Source organism: Hyphomicrobium sp. CS1GBMeth3 (genome assembly GCF_900117455.1).
GTDB lineage: Bacteria > Pseudomonadota > Alphaproteobacteria > Rhizobiales > Hyphomicrobiaceae > Hyphomicrobium_C.
Window position 1 is genome coordinate 1,717,712 of sequence record NZ_FPHO01000003.1, and the last position, 14,531, is coordinate 1,732,242.

At 64.3% G+C, this 14,531-nt stretch carries 21 protein-coding genes; 9 read left to right on the forward strand and 12 right to left on the reverse strand.

Annotated features, from left to right (window positions below; genetic code table 11):
• Positions 1–2: 2 nt before the first annotated feature.
• Positions 3–806 carry an oxygen-dependent tRNA uridine(34) hydroxylase TrhO gene (locus CS1GBM3_RS15365; RefSeq protein ID WP_072396338.1) on the forward strand — a complete coding sequence of 268 codons (804 nt, stop codon included), beginning with the start codon at positions 3–5 and terminating at the stop codon, positions 804–806.
• On the opposite strand, the gene CS1GBM3_RS15370 is transcribed toward CS1GBM3_RS15365, so the two are convergent.
• Together CS1GBM3_RS15370 and CS1GBM3_RS19855 are read right to left on the reverse strand one after the other, a co-directional pair.
• Complete coding sequence (locus tag CS1GBM3_RS15370) at positions 796–1,113, reverse strand: DMT family transporter (RefSeq protein WP_072396339.1); 318 nt, start codon at positions 1,111–1,113, stop codon at positions 796–798. The genes CS1GBM3_RS15365 and CS1GBM3_RS15370 overlap by 11 nt on opposite strands.
• A 17-nt stretch (positions 1,114–1,130) precedes the next feature.
• A complete protein-coding gene (locus tag CS1GBM3_RS19855) occupies positions 1,131–1,280 on the reverse strand; it encodes a hypothetical protein (RefSeq protein WP_171946509.1) in 150 nt (49 codons plus the stop codon).
• Positions 1,281–1,384: 104 nt separating this feature from the next.
• Between CS1GBM3_RS19855 and gcvA the strand changes: the two genes are divergently transcribed.
• Positions 1,385–2,329, forward strand: coding sequence for a transcriptional regulator GcvA (gene gcvA, locus CS1GBM3_RS15375; protein ID WP_072396340.1), 945 nt, complete (start codon positions 1,385–1,387; stop codon positions 2,327–2,329).
• 10 nt (positions 2,330–2,339) lie between these two features.
• Here gcvA and CS1GBM3_RS15380 read toward each other — a convergent pair whose 3' ends face one another.
• The 6 genes from CS1GBM3_RS15380 to hslV form a co-directional block, all read right to left on the reverse strand.
• Positions 2,340–2,555 (reverse strand): hypothetical protein, encoded by a 216-nt coding sequence (locus CS1GBM3_RS15380; protein ID WP_072396341.1) that lies wholly within the window; start codon positions 2,553–2,555, stop codon positions 2,340–2,342.
• Between the two features lie 93 nt (positions 2,556–2,648).
• Entirely contained in the window at positions 2,649–3,776 is a 1,128-nt protein-coding gene (locus CS1GBM3_RS15385) for a WD40 repeat domain-containing protein (protein ID WP_072396342.1), read from the reverse strand.
• A gap of 192 nt (positions 3,777–3,968) precedes the next feature.
• On the reverse strand, positions 3,969–5,282 hold the full coding sequence (gene hslU / locus CS1GBM3_RS15390) for an ATP-dependent protease ATPase subunit HslU (RefSeq protein ID WP_072396343.1): 1,314 nt from the start codon (positions 5,280–5,282) through the stop codon (positions 3,969–3,971).
• Positions 5,283–5,293: 11 nt separating this feature from the next.
• The gene (locus CS1GBM3_RS15395) at positions 5,294–6,346 is read right to left on the reverse strand and encodes a hypothetical protein (RefSeq protein WP_072396344.1); all 1,053 of its coding nucleotides are present in this window, start codon (positions 6,344–6,346) and stop codon (positions 5,294–5,296) included.
• A gap of 28 nt (positions 6,347–6,374) precedes the next feature.
• Positions 6,375–6,692, reverse strand: a complete 318-nt coding sequence (locus tag CS1GBM3_RS15400) for a DMT family transporter (RefSeq protein WP_072396345.1) — start codon at positions 6,690–6,692, stop codon at positions 6,375–6,377.
• Between the two features lie 55 nt (positions 6,693–6,747).
• Positions 6,748–7,317 carry an ATP-dependent protease subunit HslV gene (gene hslV, locus CS1GBM3_RS15405; protein WP_072396346.1) on the reverse strand — a complete coding sequence of 190 codons (570 nt, stop codon included), beginning with the start codon at positions 7,315–7,317 and terminating at the stop codon, positions 6,748–6,750.
• 188 nt (positions 7,318–7,505) lie between these two features.
• Between hslV and hisB the strand changes: the two genes are divergently transcribed.
• The 5 genes from hisB to CS1GBM3_RS15430 all read left to right on the forward strand — a co-directional run bounded on the left by hisB (position 7,506) and on the right by CS1GBM3_RS15430 (position 10,604).
• Positions 7,506–8,099 (forward strand): imidazoleglycerol-phosphate dehydratase HisB, encoded by a 594-nt coding sequence (hisB, locus tag CS1GBM3_RS15410; protein ID WP_072396347.1) that lies wholly within the window; start codon positions 7,506–7,508, stop codon positions 8,097–8,099.
• The gene (locus CS1GBM3_RS15415) at positions 8,099–8,650 is read left to right on the forward strand and encodes a DUF2628 domain-containing protein (protein ID WP_072396348.1); all 552 of its coding nucleotides are present in this window, start codon (positions 8,099–8,101) and stop codon (positions 8,648–8,650) included. Before hisB ends, CS1GBM3_RS15415 begins: the two co-directional genes overlap by 1 nt.
• Positions 8,651–8,656: 6 nt before the next feature.
• Entirely contained in the window at positions 8,657–9,310 is a 654-nt protein-coding gene (gene hisH / locus CS1GBM3_RS15420) for an imidazole glycerol phosphate synthase subunit HisH (RefSeq protein WP_072396349.1), read from the forward strand.
• 85 nt (positions 9,311–9,395) lie between these two features.
• Positions 9,396–9,953 (forward strand): orotate phosphoribosyltransferase, encoded by a 558-nt coding sequence (gene pyrE / locus CS1GBM3_RS15425; protein ID WP_072396350.1) that lies wholly within the window; start codon positions 9,396–9,398, stop codon positions 9,951–9,953.
• Positions 9,954–10,202: 249 nt separating this feature from the next.
• Positions 10,203–10,604 (forward strand): hypothetical protein, encoded by a 402-nt coding sequence (locus CS1GBM3_RS15430; protein ID WP_072396351.1) that lies wholly within the window; start codon positions 10,203–10,205, stop codon positions 10,602–10,604.
• 250 nt (positions 10,605–10,854) lie between these two features.
• Here the strand turns inward: CS1GBM3_RS15430 and CS1GBM3_RS15435 are convergent, their stop codons facing one another.
• The 3 genes from CS1GBM3_RS15435 to CS1GBM3_RS15445 form a co-directional block, all read right to left on the reverse strand.
• On the reverse strand, positions 10,855–11,274 hold the full coding sequence (locus CS1GBM3_RS15435) for a YciI family protein (RefSeq protein ID WP_072396352.1): 420 nt from the start codon (positions 11,272–11,274) through the stop codon (positions 10,855–10,857).
• 218 nt (positions 11,275–11,492) lie between these two features.
• On the reverse strand, positions 11,493–11,852 hold the full coding sequence (locus CS1GBM3_RS15440; protein WP_072396353.1) for a hypothetical protein: 360 nt from the start codon (positions 11,850–11,852) through the stop codon (positions 11,493–11,495).
• 256 nt (positions 11,853–12,108) lie between these two features.
• On the reverse strand, positions 12,109–12,420 hold the full coding sequence (locus tag CS1GBM3_RS15445) for a hypothetical protein (protein ID WP_072396354.1): 312 nt from the start codon (positions 12,418–12,420) through the stop codon (positions 12,109–12,111).
• Between the two features lie 165 nt (positions 12,421–12,585).
• On the opposite strand from CS1GBM3_RS15445, the gene hisA reads away from it, so the two are divergent.
• Positions 12,586–13,314, forward strand: coding sequence for a 1-(5-phosphoribosyl)-5-[(5-phosphoribosylamino)methylideneamino]imidazole-4-carboxamide isomerase (hisA, locus tag CS1GBM3_RS15450; RefSeq protein WP_072396356.1), 729 nt, complete (start codon positions 12,586–12,588; stop codon positions 13,312–13,314).
• A 9-nt stretch (positions 13,315–13,323) separates the two neighbouring features.
• On the opposite strand, the gene CS1GBM3_RS15455 is transcribed toward hisA, so the two are convergent.
• A complete protein-coding gene (locus tag CS1GBM3_RS15455) occupies positions 13,324–13,590 on the reverse strand; it encodes a hypothetical protein (RefSeq protein ID WP_072396358.1) in 267 nt (88 codons plus the stop codon).
• A gap of 99 nt (positions 13,591–13,689) precedes the next feature.
• Here CS1GBM3_RS15455 and hisF point away from each other — a divergent pair, with 99 nt between their 5' ends.
• Positions 13,690–14,463, forward strand: a complete 774-nt coding sequence (gene hisF / locus CS1GBM3_RS15460) for an imidazole glycerol phosphate synthase subunit HisF (RefSeq protein WP_072396360.1) — start codon at positions 13,690–13,692, stop codon at positions 14,461–14,463.
• Positions 14,464–14,531: the final 68 nt, after the last annotated feature.

A 14,531-nucleotide genomic window follows, 5' to 3' on the forward strand; every position in this document is an offset into this window, starting at 1 on the left:
CGATGCCCGTCACAGTCTCGACATTCTATAAGTTTGCGGCCGTCGCGGAGCCCGCCGTCCTGCGGGAAAGCCTGCTTGCAGTCGCGCGCGAGCAGGAGATCAAGGGCACGATCCTCATCGCGCCGGAAGGCATCAACGCGACCATCGCCGGCCCCGACGCGGGCGTGCGCAACGTCCTTGCCTGGCTTCGCGCCGACGCGCGGTTCGCCGATCTGACGAGCAAGGAATCCTACACGGATGAGATGCCGTTCGGACGTCTCAAGGTGAGGCTCAAGCGCGAGATCGTCACTCTGCGCCGGCCCGAGGCAGATCCGTCTGAGCGCGTTGGCACCTACGTCAAGCCGGCCGATTGGAACGCTCTGATCGCAGATCCCGACGTCCTCGTCGTCGACACCCGCAACGCCTACGAGGTCGGTATCGGGACGTTCCCTGGCGCGATCGACCCCGAGACGCGCACCTTCGGCGAGTTCCCGGACTTCGTCGCGCGCAATCTTGATCCCGCAAAGCACAAGCGCGTCGCCATGTTCTGCACGGGCGGCATCCGCTGCGAGAAGGCCTCGGCCTTCATGCTGTCGCAAGGCTTTCCGGAGGTCTACCACCTCGAAGGCGGCATCCTGAAATACCTCGAGACGGTCGCGCCGGAGGAAAGCCTGTGGCAGGGCGAATGCTTCGTCTTCGACGAGCGTGTGGCGCTGGAGCACGGCGTAAAGCCCGGCTCGCACTTTATGTGCAAAGCGTGTGGCGCACCCATCCCGGCTGGGGATGAGCACGCACACGCCGCACGCTGCCCGCGCCTCAGTCGGTGACGAGCTTCAGCCCGGCGAGTGACGCAATCAACAGGGCGAGAAACGCGAGACGCGCCACCGTGACTGGCTCGTCGAAGTAGAGGATGCCGGTCACGACAGTGCCGACTGCGCCGAGCCCACCCCAGACCGCGTAGGCCGTGCCGAGCGGGATCGTTGCCGTGGACTTCGCAACGCAGAAGAAGCTGACGCCGGCCAGAGCCAGAACGAGCAAGGTCGGTCCTAGTTTCGTGAAGCCGTCCGTGTAGCGGATGGCGGTGGTGAAGGCGACCTCGATGACGCCTGCAATCATAAGGTAGATCCAGCTCAAACCCGCCCCCTAACTTGTCAGCGGTAAGCCGCCCAGCGGTGATCTTCTGCGTCCATCTCACCGTTATCATTGGCAGCGTACCACGGTGGCGGGTCGGGCTCCTTGAGGCGGGTGGTGACAAGCAACTCCTCGAAGAAGCGGACCAAGCTCTCGATTGCGAACAGCATGACGCTCTCCATCAGCTCGTGTGTTGAGCCGACAGTGCGCCGTGCGGAGCAGCGGCACAAACGCCTTTGCTTTACATAAGGTGTAAGATTTTGTTACATATCCCATGGCTCGTAACCTCCCTCCGCTCAATGCCTTAAAGGCGTTCGAAGCTGCCGCGCGTCACGAAAGCTTCACGGCTGCTGCGCGCGAGCTGAACGTCACCCATGCCGCCATCAGCCGCCACATTCGCGAGCTTGAAGGCTGGCTCGGCGGCAAGCTATTCGTACGCACGGGCCGCGGCGTCGAGCTGACGGAGCGCGGCCGCGGTTACGCCTCAGAGCTGACGCGTGGCTTCGACGTCATCGCACAGGCGACGGAGAGCGTGTCGGGGCGGCGTCGCCGCCGGCGCCAGAAGCTCGCGGTCAGCGTCGAGCCGTCTCTGGCTGCGCTGTGGTTGGTGCCGAGGCTCGGCCGCTTCACCGCCGCCAATCCCGACGTCGATCTTGTCCTGGACTCGACGAGCCGCTTAGTCGACTTCGCACGCGACGAGGCAGACGTCGGCATCCGCTACGGCCGCGGCGGCTGGCCGGGCGTCACCGCCGATCTTTTGACCGGAACACATCTGACGCCGGTCGCGAGCCCGGCGCTGCTTGAGACCAAGAGAATCCGAACGCCGGCGGAGCTGCCGCCGGGCCTCCTCTTGCAGGAAGAGTCGCGCCGCTACTGGGATGAATGGCTGACCGCCGCCCGCGTTGCCGATCGCGTATCGCCCGAGGGGCCGACGCTCGGCCTCCACCTCACCATTCCCGCCGCCGAGGCTTGCCAGGGCTTTGCGCTCGCCGACGAGGTGATTGCAGGAGACGCGCTGGTCGGCGGTCGTCTCGTGCGGCCGTTCGGAATTGCGGTCGAAAGCTATGGCTACTTTCTCGTGCGCGGCGCGGAACGCAAGGAAACGCGCGCCATGGCAGCGTTTCATGCCTGGGTCGCGGCCGAGATTGCCGATACGCTCGAGGCCGTGGCCAAAACAAACGCTCTGTCCGTCGCGAGCGGCAAGCGCCGCACTGGCTAGCGCTCCGTGCTTAACGCTTGCTCCAGCGCAGCGCCAGCCAAAGGCCCGCGATGAGACCGACAAGCCCACCGACGGGGCCGATGCCGAACACCGCCGTCATGCTCCGCTCGCCCTCGAACTCCGTCAGCCCGAAAGCGCCGCCGAATGCGATCGTGGCGCACGCAGCAATAACCCATCCTGCAACGGTGCCGAGGAGCCCGGCGACGAGAACGATAACAGCTCTCATGAAAGATCCACGTTGAAACGCGCGGGGCCCCGACGCGCCGCATACCGATGATAACGGCTCGCGCGCGCGGTGTCGCCCGCGCAAATCGCGGGTTTACTTCTCCGCCTGGGCTCCGGTCGGCACCGGCCACACCTTGATCAGCCCATCGAACGAGCTCGTCAGCACATGCGTGCCGTCCGGGCTGATCTCGGCAGTGTCGACCTCCTTCGTATGCTCCGCCAGCACGCCGAGCGGCGCGCCCGTCGCCGCGTCCCACACGCGCGCGGTCTTGTCGTGCGCGGCGGTCAGAACCAGCCGCCCATCGCGGCTGAACTGCACAACCGAGAGGATGCGCTTGTGCCCGCTGTCGAGCGTCAACAGAAGCTCGCCGGTTTTGCTGTCCCAGATTTTCGCGAGCTTGTCGGCGGCGCCGGTGATGACGCGCGTCCCATCCGGGCTGAACGCGACGCGCAGCACCGCGCGCTTGTGGCCGGTATCGATGGTGCGCAGGAGCTCGCCGCTCTTTGCGTCCCAGATCTTGGCCGTCTTATCGGTGGAGCCGGTGATGATCCGTGCCCCATCGGGACTGAAAGCGGCAAAGCTCACCATGCCGGTGTGGCCGGTAAGCGTTGCCAGCGGCGCGCCAGTTTTTCCGTCCCAGACGCGTGCGGTCTCGTCGCTCGCCGCCGTCAGCAGAAGGCTCGAATCCGCGCTGAATGCACCCCACGTCATGTAGGCTTCGTGCCCGACGAGATCCGCGATCGGTGCGCCGGTCTTGCCGTCCCAGAGCTTCGCGGTCTTGTCGTGCGGTATGGTGACGAGGCGCGTCCCATCCGGGCTGAACTCCACGTGCTCGACCATGAGCTCGTGACCGCCGAGCACGGCGATCTCTTTGCCGCTCGCCGCGTGCCAGAGCCGCGCCGTGCCGTCGCGCGAGCCCGTGGCGATCAGCGTTGAATCGGCATTGTAGGTTGCGTGGCGCACGGCTTCGGTATGGCCCGAGAGGCGGAGCAGCTCCTTGCCCGTCCTCGCGTCCCACACGCGCGCTGTCCGGTCGGCAGAGGCGGTCAGGATGCGGCCGCCGTCGACGCTGTAGGTGGCCGACCAGACATCCGCATCGTGCTCCGAGATGGTCAGCACGGAAGCGATCTTGGCGTCCTCGGCTTCAGCGCCGGCATGCAGCGCCAGCACGATCGAGACGACGGCCGCGCCGAGCGCCGTGCCGCGGAAAATTCGAGCCATCCCGCGCTCCTCCGGTATGTTTTATTATATCGTTACTTTTAATCAGTCGTCGGACGCGAGCAAGACGTTTCGAACATTCCTCGCGGGATGATTTCGCCGCGTATTCGGGATGTTTTACCCGCTTCAAAGCGCGCGCACGCCGAAGCGCGCACCATTTGGTGCGCTCCTGAAACTCTGCAGGCGAAATGGTCGTCAGAGGATGAACTTGGAGAGATCCGCGTTCTTCGCCAGCTCGCCGACCCGGCTCGTGACGTAGCCGGCGTCGATAGTGACCGTATCGCCGTGGCGGTCGGAAGCCTCGAACGAGATCTCGTCGAGCACGCGCTCCATCACCGTCTGCAACCGCCGAGCGCCGATGTTCTCGACGGTAGCGTTGACCAGCACGGCTGTATCCGCCAGCGCTTCGATCGCGTCCTCGGAGAAGTTGAGCGTCAGGCCCTCGGTCGCCATCAGCGCCGTGTACTGCTTGATGAGGCTCGCTTCCGGTTCCGTCAGGATGCGCCGGAAGTCCTCGCGCGTCAGCGCCTTGAGCTCGACGCGGATCGGCAGGCGCCCCTGCAGCTCGGGCAGCAGATCCGCAGGCTTCGCCACGTGGAACGCGCCCGACGCGATGAACAGCACGTGATCGGTCTTCACCGGCCCGTACTTGGTCGAGACGCTGGTGCCCTCGATCAGCGGCAGGAGATCGCGCTGCACCCCCTCGCGCGACACTTCGGCGCCCGAGCGCCCTGTCTCGCCGCGCGAGCAGATCTTGTCGATCTCGTCCAGGAACACGATGCCGTTCTCTTCCACGGCGCGGATCGCTTCGCTCGTGATCTGCTCGTTGTCGATCAGCTTGTCGCTCTCTTCTTGGATCAGGACCTTGTGGCTGTCCTTGACGGTGACGCGCCGTGGCTTCGTGCGCCCGCCCATCATCTTGCCGAAGATGTCGCCGAGATTGACGGCGCCGACGGACGCGCCCGGCATCCCGGGAATGTCGAGCATCGGCAGGCCTGCACCCGTATCGGCAACCTGAACCTCGATGATCTTGTCGTTGAGCTCGTTGCCGCGCAGGCGCTTGCGGAAGGTCTCCCGCGTGCCGGGCGAGGCCGTCGGCCCGACGAGCGCATCGAGCACGCGCTCTTCTGCGTTCTTCTCGGCCTGTGCACGCACCTCCTTGCGCTTCGCTTCGCGCACGAGCTGCAGGCCGACTTCCACGAGATCGCGGATGATGCTCTCGACGTCGCGGCCCACGTAGCCGACTTCGGTGAACTTCGTCGCTTCGACCTTGAGGAACGGCGCGCCCGCGAGGCGCGCCAGCCGCCTCGCAATCTCCGTCTTGCCGACGCCGGTCGGCCCGATCATGAGAATGTTCTTCGGCAGCACCTCGTCCTTGAGCGACCCTTCGATCTGCTGGCGCCGCCAGCGGTTGCGAAGCGCGATGGCGACGGCGCGCTTGGCGTCGCCCTGACCGACGATAAAGCGGTCGAGCTCCGAGACGATTTCGCGCGGTGAGAATGTGGTCATGGAGGTTTCCGTCAGGCGGGAGGAATATAGGCTCGGAGCGAGCCGAGCGGCAGCAGCGGAAGGATGGCGCGGCGCAGCGACTTCCATCCCGCCGAGAGCCCGAGCACGAGCACGGCCAGGAAAAGCAGCGTCAGCGAAAGGCCAAAGCCTTCCTCGACGCTCTGCGTGATGAGATATCCGATCGCGATGCCGGCATAAGTGAGACCGGAAACGAGCATTGCCCGCCGGTCTATGACGACGGCGACGATGCCGAGTAGCGTGAAGACGATGAGAATTGCGACCGCCTGCGCGGCACCCATCTCCCCGACGTTGCCGGTCACGAGCGGCATCATGGCTTGCACGATCATCGGCGCGGCGAGAAGATGCAGCCAGAACGCGATGTCGGCGCGGCGCGTCTGCCGCAAGGGATCGCTGGCGTCGAAGCGCACGGCCGTCGCAAAGACGCCGAGGCCGAACAGCGTCGTGACGGTCCAATTGAACCCCCCCTCGGCCCTCGGAGCCACGAGGTCGATTCCGCCGCTGATGACGCAGAACAGGCCCATCGCCGCGATCGCCACGTCGATGGGAACGCGAAAGCGCCATTCGTGCACAGCAGCGGCAATCGTAGCGCCGAGACCGAGAAGCAGAGCGAAGTACCCCCAGGAGGGATCGGCATCAGGGCTCAAGAAGAGGCTGCCGAGCGAGAACGCAGCAAGCGCGGCAGAGCCTGCGAACATGATCGCGAGCGCGATCGACGGCAGCGCGAGCCGCATACGCCGCGAGAAGATCTCCGCCAAGCCCCAGGCGGCGACCATGCCGAGGATTGAGAATCCGCCCCTGGCCCCGAAGGTCCCCGACAGCGCGAAGAGAGCCGAGATCAAGAGGCCGACGCCGATGGTGACGAACACGTCGTTGAAGCCGCCGATCAGGCGGAACTTCTCGTCGTCGGGATCGGGCGGCGCATCGGCGGAGAGAGCCGCGCCTGCAGAAGATGCCCCGCGCGCGATCTCGCGCAGGCGCGCGGCCTGATCAGGCGTCAGAGCGCCTTCGGCTATCGCAGCCTCGATATGCTCGTCCCGGATCATGTCACCTCCCGAACCATGAGCGCCACCTCTACTCCGTGACCAGCTTCAACCCCACCAGGGAGATGATGAGCAGCGCCAGAAAGAACATGCGCCAGAAGGTCACCGGCTCGTTGAAGTAAAGGGCGCCGATGATAACGGTTCCCACCGCACCGAGCCCACCCCAGAATGCGTAGGCCGTCCCAAGCGGGATCGTCTCTGTCGCCTTGGCGACGAGAAAAAAGCTGACGGCTGCGAGCGCGAGCACCAGTGCCGTCGGCCACAGCCGAGTAAAGCCATCAGTGTAGCGGATGGTGGTCGTGAATGCGCACTCGATCACACCGGACAGCAACAGGTAGATCCAACCCATATGGGAAGCTCCAACGGAAGGCGGGAGCGACGAAGCGTTTCGCCGCGGACAGACGCTATTTCGAGGACGGCAGGCTTTCGACGACCAAGTTGGAGTTCGTGTAGACGCAGATATCGCCCGCGATGCCCATGGCGCGGCGCGCGATTTCCTCGGCGTCGAGGGGCTGGTCAAGCAGCGCTCGCGCGGCGGCAAGCGCATACATGCCGCCCGAGCCGATGCCCATGATGTGGTGCTCGGGCTCGAGCACGTCGCCGGTGCCGGTCAACACCAGCGTGATGTCCCTGTCCGCCACGATCATCATGGCTTCCAGTCGTCTGAGGAACCGGTCCATGCGCCAATCCTTGGCAAGCTCCACGGCCGCGCGCATGAGCTGGCCGGGGTACTGCTCGAGCTTCGCTTCGAGCCGCTCGAACAGGGTGAACGCGTCGGCGGTTGCACCCGCAAACCCGGCGATAACCCCGCCTTTACCGAGCTGGCGCACCTTGCGCGCGTTGGCCTTGATGATGGTGGCCCCGAGGCTCACCTGCCCGTCTCCGGCGATCACGACACGTCCATCCTTGCGTACGGTGAGGATAGTCGTCGCATGCCAGGGGGCGCCGGTGGGGCTGTGGGAGGGTTCTGTCATAGTCCTGTGCCGAAAAGGGGGACGTGGGGCAAGGCAGCGCTCTGGCCCAGGGTCCCCGAAGCTGATAAACGCTGGGGTTCGTTAAGGCAACCACGGCAGAGTGGTCGCCGTGCTTCCCGAAAAGTGGGGAACCGCTTTTCCGATAGCAAGCACGACGCGCGAACCAACCTGCCCCCAGAGGATGCACCGTGAAGCGGCAAGCCAGCATCGTCCGCAAGACCAAAGAGACGCAGATCAGCGCCACCGTCGATCTCGACGGCACCGGCGCGTCCGACATTTCGACTGGCATCGGCTTCCTGGATCATATGCTCGAGCAACTGGCCCGCCATGGTCTGTTCGACATCAAGCTCGAGGCCAAGGGCGACCTGCACATCGATTTCCACCACACGACCGAGGACAGCGGCATCGTGCTTGGACAGGCCGTGGCCAAGGCGCTGGGCGACAAGCAGGGCATCGCGCGTTATGCCGACGTCCATCTGCCGATGGACGAGACGCTGACGCGCGTCGCCATCGACGTTTCCGGCCGGCCGTACCTCATCTGGAAGGTCGCGTTCTCGCAGCCGAAGATCGGCGACATGGACACCGAGCTGTTTCGTGAGTGGTTCCAGGCGTTCGCACAGAACGCCGGCATCACGCTGCACGTCGAGAACCTCTACGGCGAGAACAACCACCACATCGCCGAGACCTGCTATAAAGGCTTGGCGCGCGCCCTGCGCGGCGCGGTGGCGTTGGATCCGCGGCAGGCTGGCCGCGTTCCCTCCACAAAAGGGATGCTGGCCTGATGCTGCGATTGCTCTTCACAGGAACGGGACGCGTGGCTGCCTTCACCGTGCACGAGCCGCCTGATCCCGCTGGCACGAAGCTGGAGCGAGCCGAGCAGCTTCTGTTCGTCCGCGATGGCTTCTCCTGGCGCGCGGCACTGTTCGGTCCGTTCTATTTCCTGTTCCGGGCCGAGTGGCTGTCGCTGCTGATCTATATCGTCGCCGCTGTCGTTCTGACCGTGCTGCTGCGCCTTCTCGGTGCGGGCGATCAGTGGACGGGCTGGACGATGCTGCTTTTGAATGTCATCGTAGGCTTCGAGGCCACCGACCTCAAGCGCTGGGCGCTCGCGCGCCGCGGATGGCACGAGATCGCGACCGTCGGCGGCCGCGACCAGGAGGATGCGGAGCGCCGCTTCTTCGAGGCATGGCTGCCGACCGCGCCGTCCGATCCCGCAGCCGAAGCGCACCACGGCACCGTGAACGCGCCGGGCGACGATATGACGTCGCGTATCGAAGCCGCCACGCGCCGCCTGTCCGACCGTCTCCGCAGCCGCTTTGCGGTCAAAACCTGAGCCTTTATGCAGCGCGTTGTCATCATCGATTATGGCTCCGGGAACCTTCACTCGGCCGCCAAGGCATTCGAGCGTGCGTCCCGTGAATCGGACGCGAACGCCGAGATCATCGTCAGCGCGCGCGCTGAGGATGTGCGCACGGCAGACCGCGTCGTGCTGCCGGGCGTCGGCGCCTTCGCCGATTGCAAGCGCGGCCTCGAAGCGGTTCCCGGCATGCGCGAGGCCATGGAGGAAGCTGTGCACGGCCGTGGCCGTCCGTTCCTCGGCATCTGCGTCGGTATGCAGCTTCTGGCAAGCCGCGGCCTCGAATTCGAGATCACGGATGGCCTGGATTGGATCGAGGGAGAGGTGCGCGCGATCGAGCCGAACGATCCGGCGCTCAAGATCCCGCACATGGGCTGGAACACGCTGGAAGCCCGGCGCGAGCACGCGCTTTTGTCCAGCATTCCGACCGGACCGAGCGGATTGCACGCCTATTTCGTGCATTCGTACCACTTCGTTCCGCAGGATCGCTCCGTGGTCGTTGCCGAGACCGACTACGGCGGGCCGGTGACGGCCGTGATTGCCAAGGGCAACGTCGCGGGCACCCAGTTCCATCCGGAGAAGAGCCAAACGCTCGGCCTCGCGCTCCTCGCCAACTTCCTCAAGTGGCAGCCGTAATCCAACTTTAAAACCGGGAGGGCGGGTGGACGCGCCGCCTCGCGCCGTCTAAGAGCATTCCGACGCAATTTCCGGATCATCGCTCATGACAGACGCGGTCGGCGCGAAGACGCGCCTCTTCGAGATCATCAAATCGAAATCGTTCGTGCGCGGTCACGTCGTGCTCGCCTCCGGCAAGGAGAGCGACCATTACTTCGACATGAAGCCCACGATGTTCGATCCTGAAGGCGCCGAGCTGCTCGCCGAGCTGATCTTTGCTGACATCGCCAGGACGGACGCCGATATCGTCGGCGGTCTCGAGATGGGCGCCGTGCCGCTGATCACGCCGGTCTCGATTGCAGCGCGCCGCGCCGGCCGCGCGCTGCCGGGCTTCTTCGTGCGCAAGACGGTCAAGGATCACGGCACCAAAAAACTGGTCGAGGGTCTGAGCGGTGTCGGGGGCAAGCGCGTCGCCATCGTCGAGGACGTGACGACCACCGGCGGATCGGCCATGAAAGCCGTCGAGGCACTCAAGGCCGCTGGCGCCACGATCGCGCTCGTGATCTCGATCCTCGATCGCGAGGAGGGCGCCACAAAGTTGTACGCTGACGCCGGCATTCCGTTTGCGTCCCTGTTCAAGGCCAGCGAGTTTTTGAGCAGCTGACCGTTGCTTCGCCGTGGGCTTGTTTCTGATCAAGATCAGGCTCGGCAAGATGAGTCACACACGTTACGGAAGCGGCGGTTGGGTGTAGCGGTTGGGGCGTAAACCGTGAACGCCTTGGGGTGAGCGCCGCCGCTTCTTATCCTGACCGCAGGATCCTCCCGACAGTGGTAAAGCGACCACCGCGCGAACGGCCTGACTCTGCTATGATTCCCAGCGAATCATGGGGGCCGCGCAACGTCGGGGAGGCAGATGTCGGGCGATTGCCGACTGGTCATCATCCGCTGGCAGGACAGCCGCCAGCCTTGCGGCAAGTGGCGCTATCTGTCGGATCTGTCCGAGCCGAAGCCGGTGGAGGTCGCGTCCGTTGGCTGGCTGGTGCGGGACACCGACGAGGTCAAGGTGCTGTGCCAGAACATTGGCGATTTGGGCTCCCCCGATAACGCGCAAGCGAGCGGGATCATGACGATACCCACTCGCTGCGTGCTCTCGATCGAAAAACTGACGGAAGAAGCCGGGCCAGCTACCGTCTTTGCTGGGACGACTGATTTTGCTGGCCACCGCGCTGGTTCTGCGGGTCTTGCTGCTGCTGCCGATTGCGATCGGACTGATTCAGAACCGACGCCGCAAGCGCTTGAATCTCTTCAGGCGTAACGGACTTTGGATTCTGCTGGGCACGTTGAGCGATGGCCGAGACTTGGGCCGACGTTTTCTCATTGGATGCCATAGGGAAAGTACTCCTCTACTTGACCAAACGAGCCGCGCAATAGCGTAATCGTCGGCGCGGCAAGGCATCTAGCGCCTTGCAGAGTTGCCGCTTCAAGTTAAAGCGGTGAGGCAACTCCCTTATCCACAAGTTTGCGCCAAGCGCTAAATTTGTGCCCAAGTTCTGGGCACGCGTTTGTCAGGATTTTTTCTCCGCGCCGTTGATGCCCAGCTCCCGGAAGCGGTCCATGGACTCGAGCGGTCCGAAATCCTCAAGCTCGTAAAGCCGCCTGAGTTCGATCTCGCAGTCCGCATTGTGCGGGTTCGGGAAGCGCTTGAACCAGCCAAGCGCCTCTTCGGTCGATGTGACCTTGATAATCGTGTATCCGGCGATGATCTCCTTCGTCTCTGTGAAGGGACCATCGATCAGTATGCGCTTGTCGCCCTGATATTTCAGGCGATAGCCAGCCGAGGTGGGACGCAGGCCATTGCCGTCGACGAGCACGCCGGCCTTCGCCATCTCCTCGTGATAATCGGCCATCGGCCCGGCCAGCTCCTCGGTCGGCATGGTGCCGGCTTCGCTATCGACAGTGGCCTTCACCAGGATCACGTAACGCATCGGTTCTCTCCCTGGACGAGTTTGCATGGCGCTCTGCCCGAACGACGAATGGGCGTGCGCGCGGCCGACATTTTTTCCTTGAGAGCCATCGCAAGAAAAAAGGGAGGCCAAAAGGCCTCCCTTTCAGGAGCAACGCCGGCACGGGGGATGGGGGGAGAACCGGGGTTCGCTCTACGCAGGGACGCAACAGACGCAACGAACGCGACGCGTACGAAACTTCAGCAGGCCTCCGCGAACGGCAGCTCCGGCTCGTCCGTGACGGGCTTCGTCATCGGGAAGGCGATGATGTTGGTGTCGCCGCCGGTCTCGACGCCGGCCTGGCGCCGCTTGAACCAGCGAATCGAGGTGTTGGTGAGGATCGCCTCGTCCTTGACGCGCTGGATCAAGAGCCCGTCCTCGGAATCGAGAATGCGCGTCAATTTGGCCTCCAGCGCCTCTTCGCTCTCCTCCGAGCGCACGTACCAGGTCTGCTCGAGCGGGCGGGCCCAGCTCTGGCCGGCGGCCATGATGGCCTGGGCAACGACGTGCTTGATGAGGTGCGGTTTCGCGAGGTCGTAGGAGATCAGATAGGTGCGCATGGGGGCTCTCCGTGGGCGAGAAGAGTTGAAGGACGCGGTGAGAACGTAGAGAGAACGTGGCATGAGTCGTTCACCACGTCTAGAGTCCGTTCGAATTTTGTTCTCTTGAGGGTCGGGGCGCGGTGAGTCCAAGGCGGAGGTTGCGGGCACAAACCCTCGATTTGCCGCCTGACGGACCGCAAAATCAACAAAACATGCTAAGAAATTCAAAGCAATAAGTCATATTGCTGCATGTAGAACTTGTGACCCGCAACCGCTAGTCGAAAAGGCTGAGCTGGGCAGGATGCGCGGTCTTTGAGACGCGGACGTGCGGCCCTGGATCGATGCGGTCCGCGAAGGCCGGGTGGCGTGCCTTGAACGCCGCGAGCGCCTTCGTGCGGCTCCCCGGAAAGCGATCCTCCTGCCAGATCTCGTAGAGGCGGCGCGGGTCGCATCGATAGCGGCGGATGAGGTCGATCGGGCGCACCTTGAGCCACCGCGCGATCCAGATGTCGATGGCATCCGCCTCCGTCAGGGATTGCGCCACCAGGGGATGGGGAGGTTTGCGGAAAGGACGCACGGACGGCATATGTTATGACTCGGACTTGACGCTCGACGACAAACTCTATTGATCGGGCAGGACCAAAGCAAACTGATGGCGGCGCACGCTGCCAAGGCGGCATGCCGACGGATCGCAACGGCCGCCACCATCTCAACACATCGACGCCACTGAGCGGGCTGAGGGGGAAGCCGAGTGATCCTATTTCCTGCCATCGATCTTAAGGACGGAAAGTGTGTCCGTCTGAAGCTCGGCGACATGAACGAGGCGACGGTCTTCAACGAGGATCCGGTCGCGCAGGCGCGCACGTTCGAGCGGCAGGGGTTCAAGTATCTGCATATCGTTGACCTGAACGGCGCCTTCGCCGGCAAGCCGGTCAATGCCACGGCGGTGGAAGGCATCCTGAAGGCCATCACCATGCCTGCGCAGCTCGGCGGCGGCATCCGCGATCTGATCACCATCGAGACTTGGCTCGCGCGCGGCATTCGCCGCGTGATCTTGGGAACCGTCGCGGTACGCGACCCTGCCCTCGTGCGCGAAGCTTGCAAGAACTTCCCGGGCCGCATCGCTGTCGGCATTGACGCCAAGGGCGGCAAGGTTGCAGTCGAGGGGTGGGCCGAAACCTCGGAGCTGTCTGCGATCGAGCTTGCCCGCCGCTTCGAGGATGTCGGCGTCGCCGCCATCATCTACACGGACATCGAGCGCGACGGCGTCTTGAAGGGCCTCAACCTGCCGGCCACGGCCGAGCTCGCGCGCGCGACGACGATCCCTGTCGTGGCATCGGGTGGCCTGGCTTCGATCGACGACGTGAAGGCCCTTCTCGCGCCGGAATATGCGATGCTGGAAGGCGCGATCACGGGCCGCGCGCTTTACGATGGCCGCCTGGATCCGAAAGAGGCGCTAGCTGTGTTGTCTGCGGCGTAACGGGCAAGGTCAATCGCCTCCGCCACCACCGCCGTCGCCACCACCGCCGTCCGAGCCTCCATGAACATCGCCGCCGGCGTCGGCGTGCGTGTCTTTGCTCGGCCTGGATGGCGCGCCGTCATAGGCCGCATAGGTCCCATCGCCCTGATAACCGCTTGTGTCTTGCCCGCGCCGCCGCGAGCCTTGGCGCGCGCGCTTGCGTCTGAGGAGGAAAGCGGCACCGACGAAAAGCACCAGAAGAAGCGGCCACGCGGGATACGGATCGAGGAAGCTCATGTGCTAAAAGGCCCGTTCTTGTGGCATTGCACCAGAATATGCTACCGGGCGAGGCAAACGGCAAACAGTGTCGTGCGATTGTTGGCGAGCTGAGACCTTATGCTGAAGACCCGCATCATTCCCTGCCTCGACGTCAAGGATGGCCGCGTCGTCAAAGGCGTGAACTTCGTCGATCTGATCGATGCCGGCGACCCCGTCGAAGCCGCCGCGGCCTATGATGCTGCCGGCGCCGACGAGCTCTGCTTCCTCGACATCACCGCCTCGCACGAGGATCGCGACGTCATCTTCGACGTCGTCGAGCGCACGGCCGAGCGCTGCTTCATGCCGCTGACCGTCGGAGGCGGCGTGCGCACGCTGGACGACATCCGCAAGCTGCTCGAAGCAGGCGCCGACAAGGTCTCGATCAACACCGCTGCCGTCTCCAACCGCGAGTTCGTGAAAGAGGCGTCGGAAAAGTTCGGCGCCCAATGCATCGTCGTCGCCATCGATGCCAAGCGAGTCTCGGGCGAAAGCGAGCCGCCGCGCTGGGAGATCTTCACCCACGGCGGGCGCAAGCCGACCGGCATCGACGCCATCGACTACGCGCGCGAGGTTGTGGCGCTTGGCGCGGGCGAGATTTTGCTCACGTCTATGGATCGAGACGGCACCAAGGCAGGATTCGATATCGAGCTGACGCGCGCCGTGTCTGATGCCGTGCACGTGCCGGTGATTGCGTCAGGCGGCGTCGGAACGCTGGATCACTTGGTGGATGGCGTGAAGGAAGGGCACGCTAGCGCCGTGCTCGCGGCCTCGATCTTCCACTTCGGCACCTACACGATCGGCGAAGCCAAGCGGCACATGGCCGAGGCGGGTATCGCTATCCGCAGCACCTAATCCGGCTGTTCGCTCAACCCTCCCGTCGGGGAGAGATGGATGGCGAACGCAGTGGCCAGCGTGTGATT

What these genes read in the sequence shown, in the direction of transcription:
- CS1GBM3_RS15455 (WP_072396358.1), bottom strand. Translation starts at nt 13,590, where the DNA reads ATGAGCTTCCTCGATCCGTATCCCGCGTGGCCGCTTCTTCTGGTGCTT.
- hslU (WP_072396343.1), bottom strand. Translation starts at nt 5,282, where the DNA reads ATGACCACATTCTCACCGCGCGAAATCGTCTCGGAGCTCGACCGCTTT.
- gcvA (WP_072396340.1), top strand. Translation starts at nt 1,385, where the DNA reads ATGGCTCGTAACCTCCCTCCGCTCAATGCCTTAAAGGCGTTCGAAGCT.
- pyrE (WP_072396350.1), top strand. Translation starts at nt 9,396, where the DNA reads ATGACAGACGCGGTCGGCGCGAAGACGCGCCTCTTCGAGATCATCAAA.
- CS1GBM3_RS15365 (WP_072396338.1), top strand. Translation starts at nt 3, where the DNA reads ATGCCCGTCACAGTCTCGACATTCTATAAGTTTGCGGCCGTCGCGGAG.
- CS1GBM3_RS15400 (WP_072396345.1), bottom strand. Translation starts at nt 6,692, where the DNA reads ATGGGTTGGATCTACCTGTTGCTGTCCGGTGTGATCGAGTGCGCATTC.
- CS1GBM3_RS15415 (WP_072396348.1), top strand. Translation starts at nt 8,099, where the DNA reads ATGCTGCGATTGCTCTTCACAGGAACGGGACGCGTGGCTGCCTTCACC.
- CS1GBM3_RS15430 (WP_072396351.1), top strand. Translation starts at nt 10,203, where the DNA reads ATGTCGGGCGATTGCCGACTGGTCATCATCCGCTGGCAGGACAGCCGC.
- CS1GBM3_RS15435 (WP_072396352.1), bottom strand. Translation starts at nt 11,274, where the DNA reads ATGCGTTACGTGATCCTGGTGAAGGCCACTGTCGATAGCGAAGCCGGC.
- hisF (WP_072396360.1), top strand. Translation starts at nt 13,690, where the DNA reads ATGCTGAAGACCCGCATCATTCCCTGCCTCGACGTCAAGGATGGCCGC.
- CS1GBM3_RS15445 (WP_072396354.1), bottom strand. Translation starts at nt 12,420, where the DNA reads ATGCCGTCCGTGCGTCCTTTCCGCAAACCTCCCCATCCCCTGGTGGCG.
- CS1GBM3_RS15380 (WP_072396341.1), bottom strand. Translation starts at nt 2,555, where the DNA reads ATGAGAGCTGTTATCGTTCTCGTCGCCGGGCTCCTCGGCACCGTTGCA.
- CS1GBM3_RS15395 (WP_072396344.1), bottom strand. Translation starts at nt 6,346, where the DNA reads ATGATCCGGGACGAGCATATCGAGGCTGCGATAGCCGAAGGCGCTCTG.
- CS1GBM3_RS19855 (WP_171946509.1), bottom strand. Translation starts at nt 1,280, where the DNA reads ATGCTGTTCGCAATCGAGAGCTTGGTCCGCTTCTTCGAGGAGTTGCTT.
- CS1GBM3_RS15440 (WP_072396353.1), bottom strand. Translation starts at nt 11,852, where the DNA reads ATGCGCACCTATCTGATCTCCTACGACCTCGCGAAACCGCACCTCATC.
- CS1GBM3_RS15385 (WP_072396342.1), bottom strand. Translation starts at nt 3,776, where the DNA reads ATGGCTCGAATTTTCCGCGGCACGGCGCTCGGCGCGGCCGTCGTCTCG.
- hslV (WP_072396346.1), bottom strand. Translation starts at nt 7,317, where the DNA reads ATGACAGAACCCTCCCACAGCCCCACCGGCGCCCCCTGGCATGCGACG.
- hisH (WP_072396349.1), top strand. Translation starts at nt 8,657, where the DNA reads ATGCAGCGCGTTGTCATCATCGATTATGGCTCCGGGAACCTTCACTCG.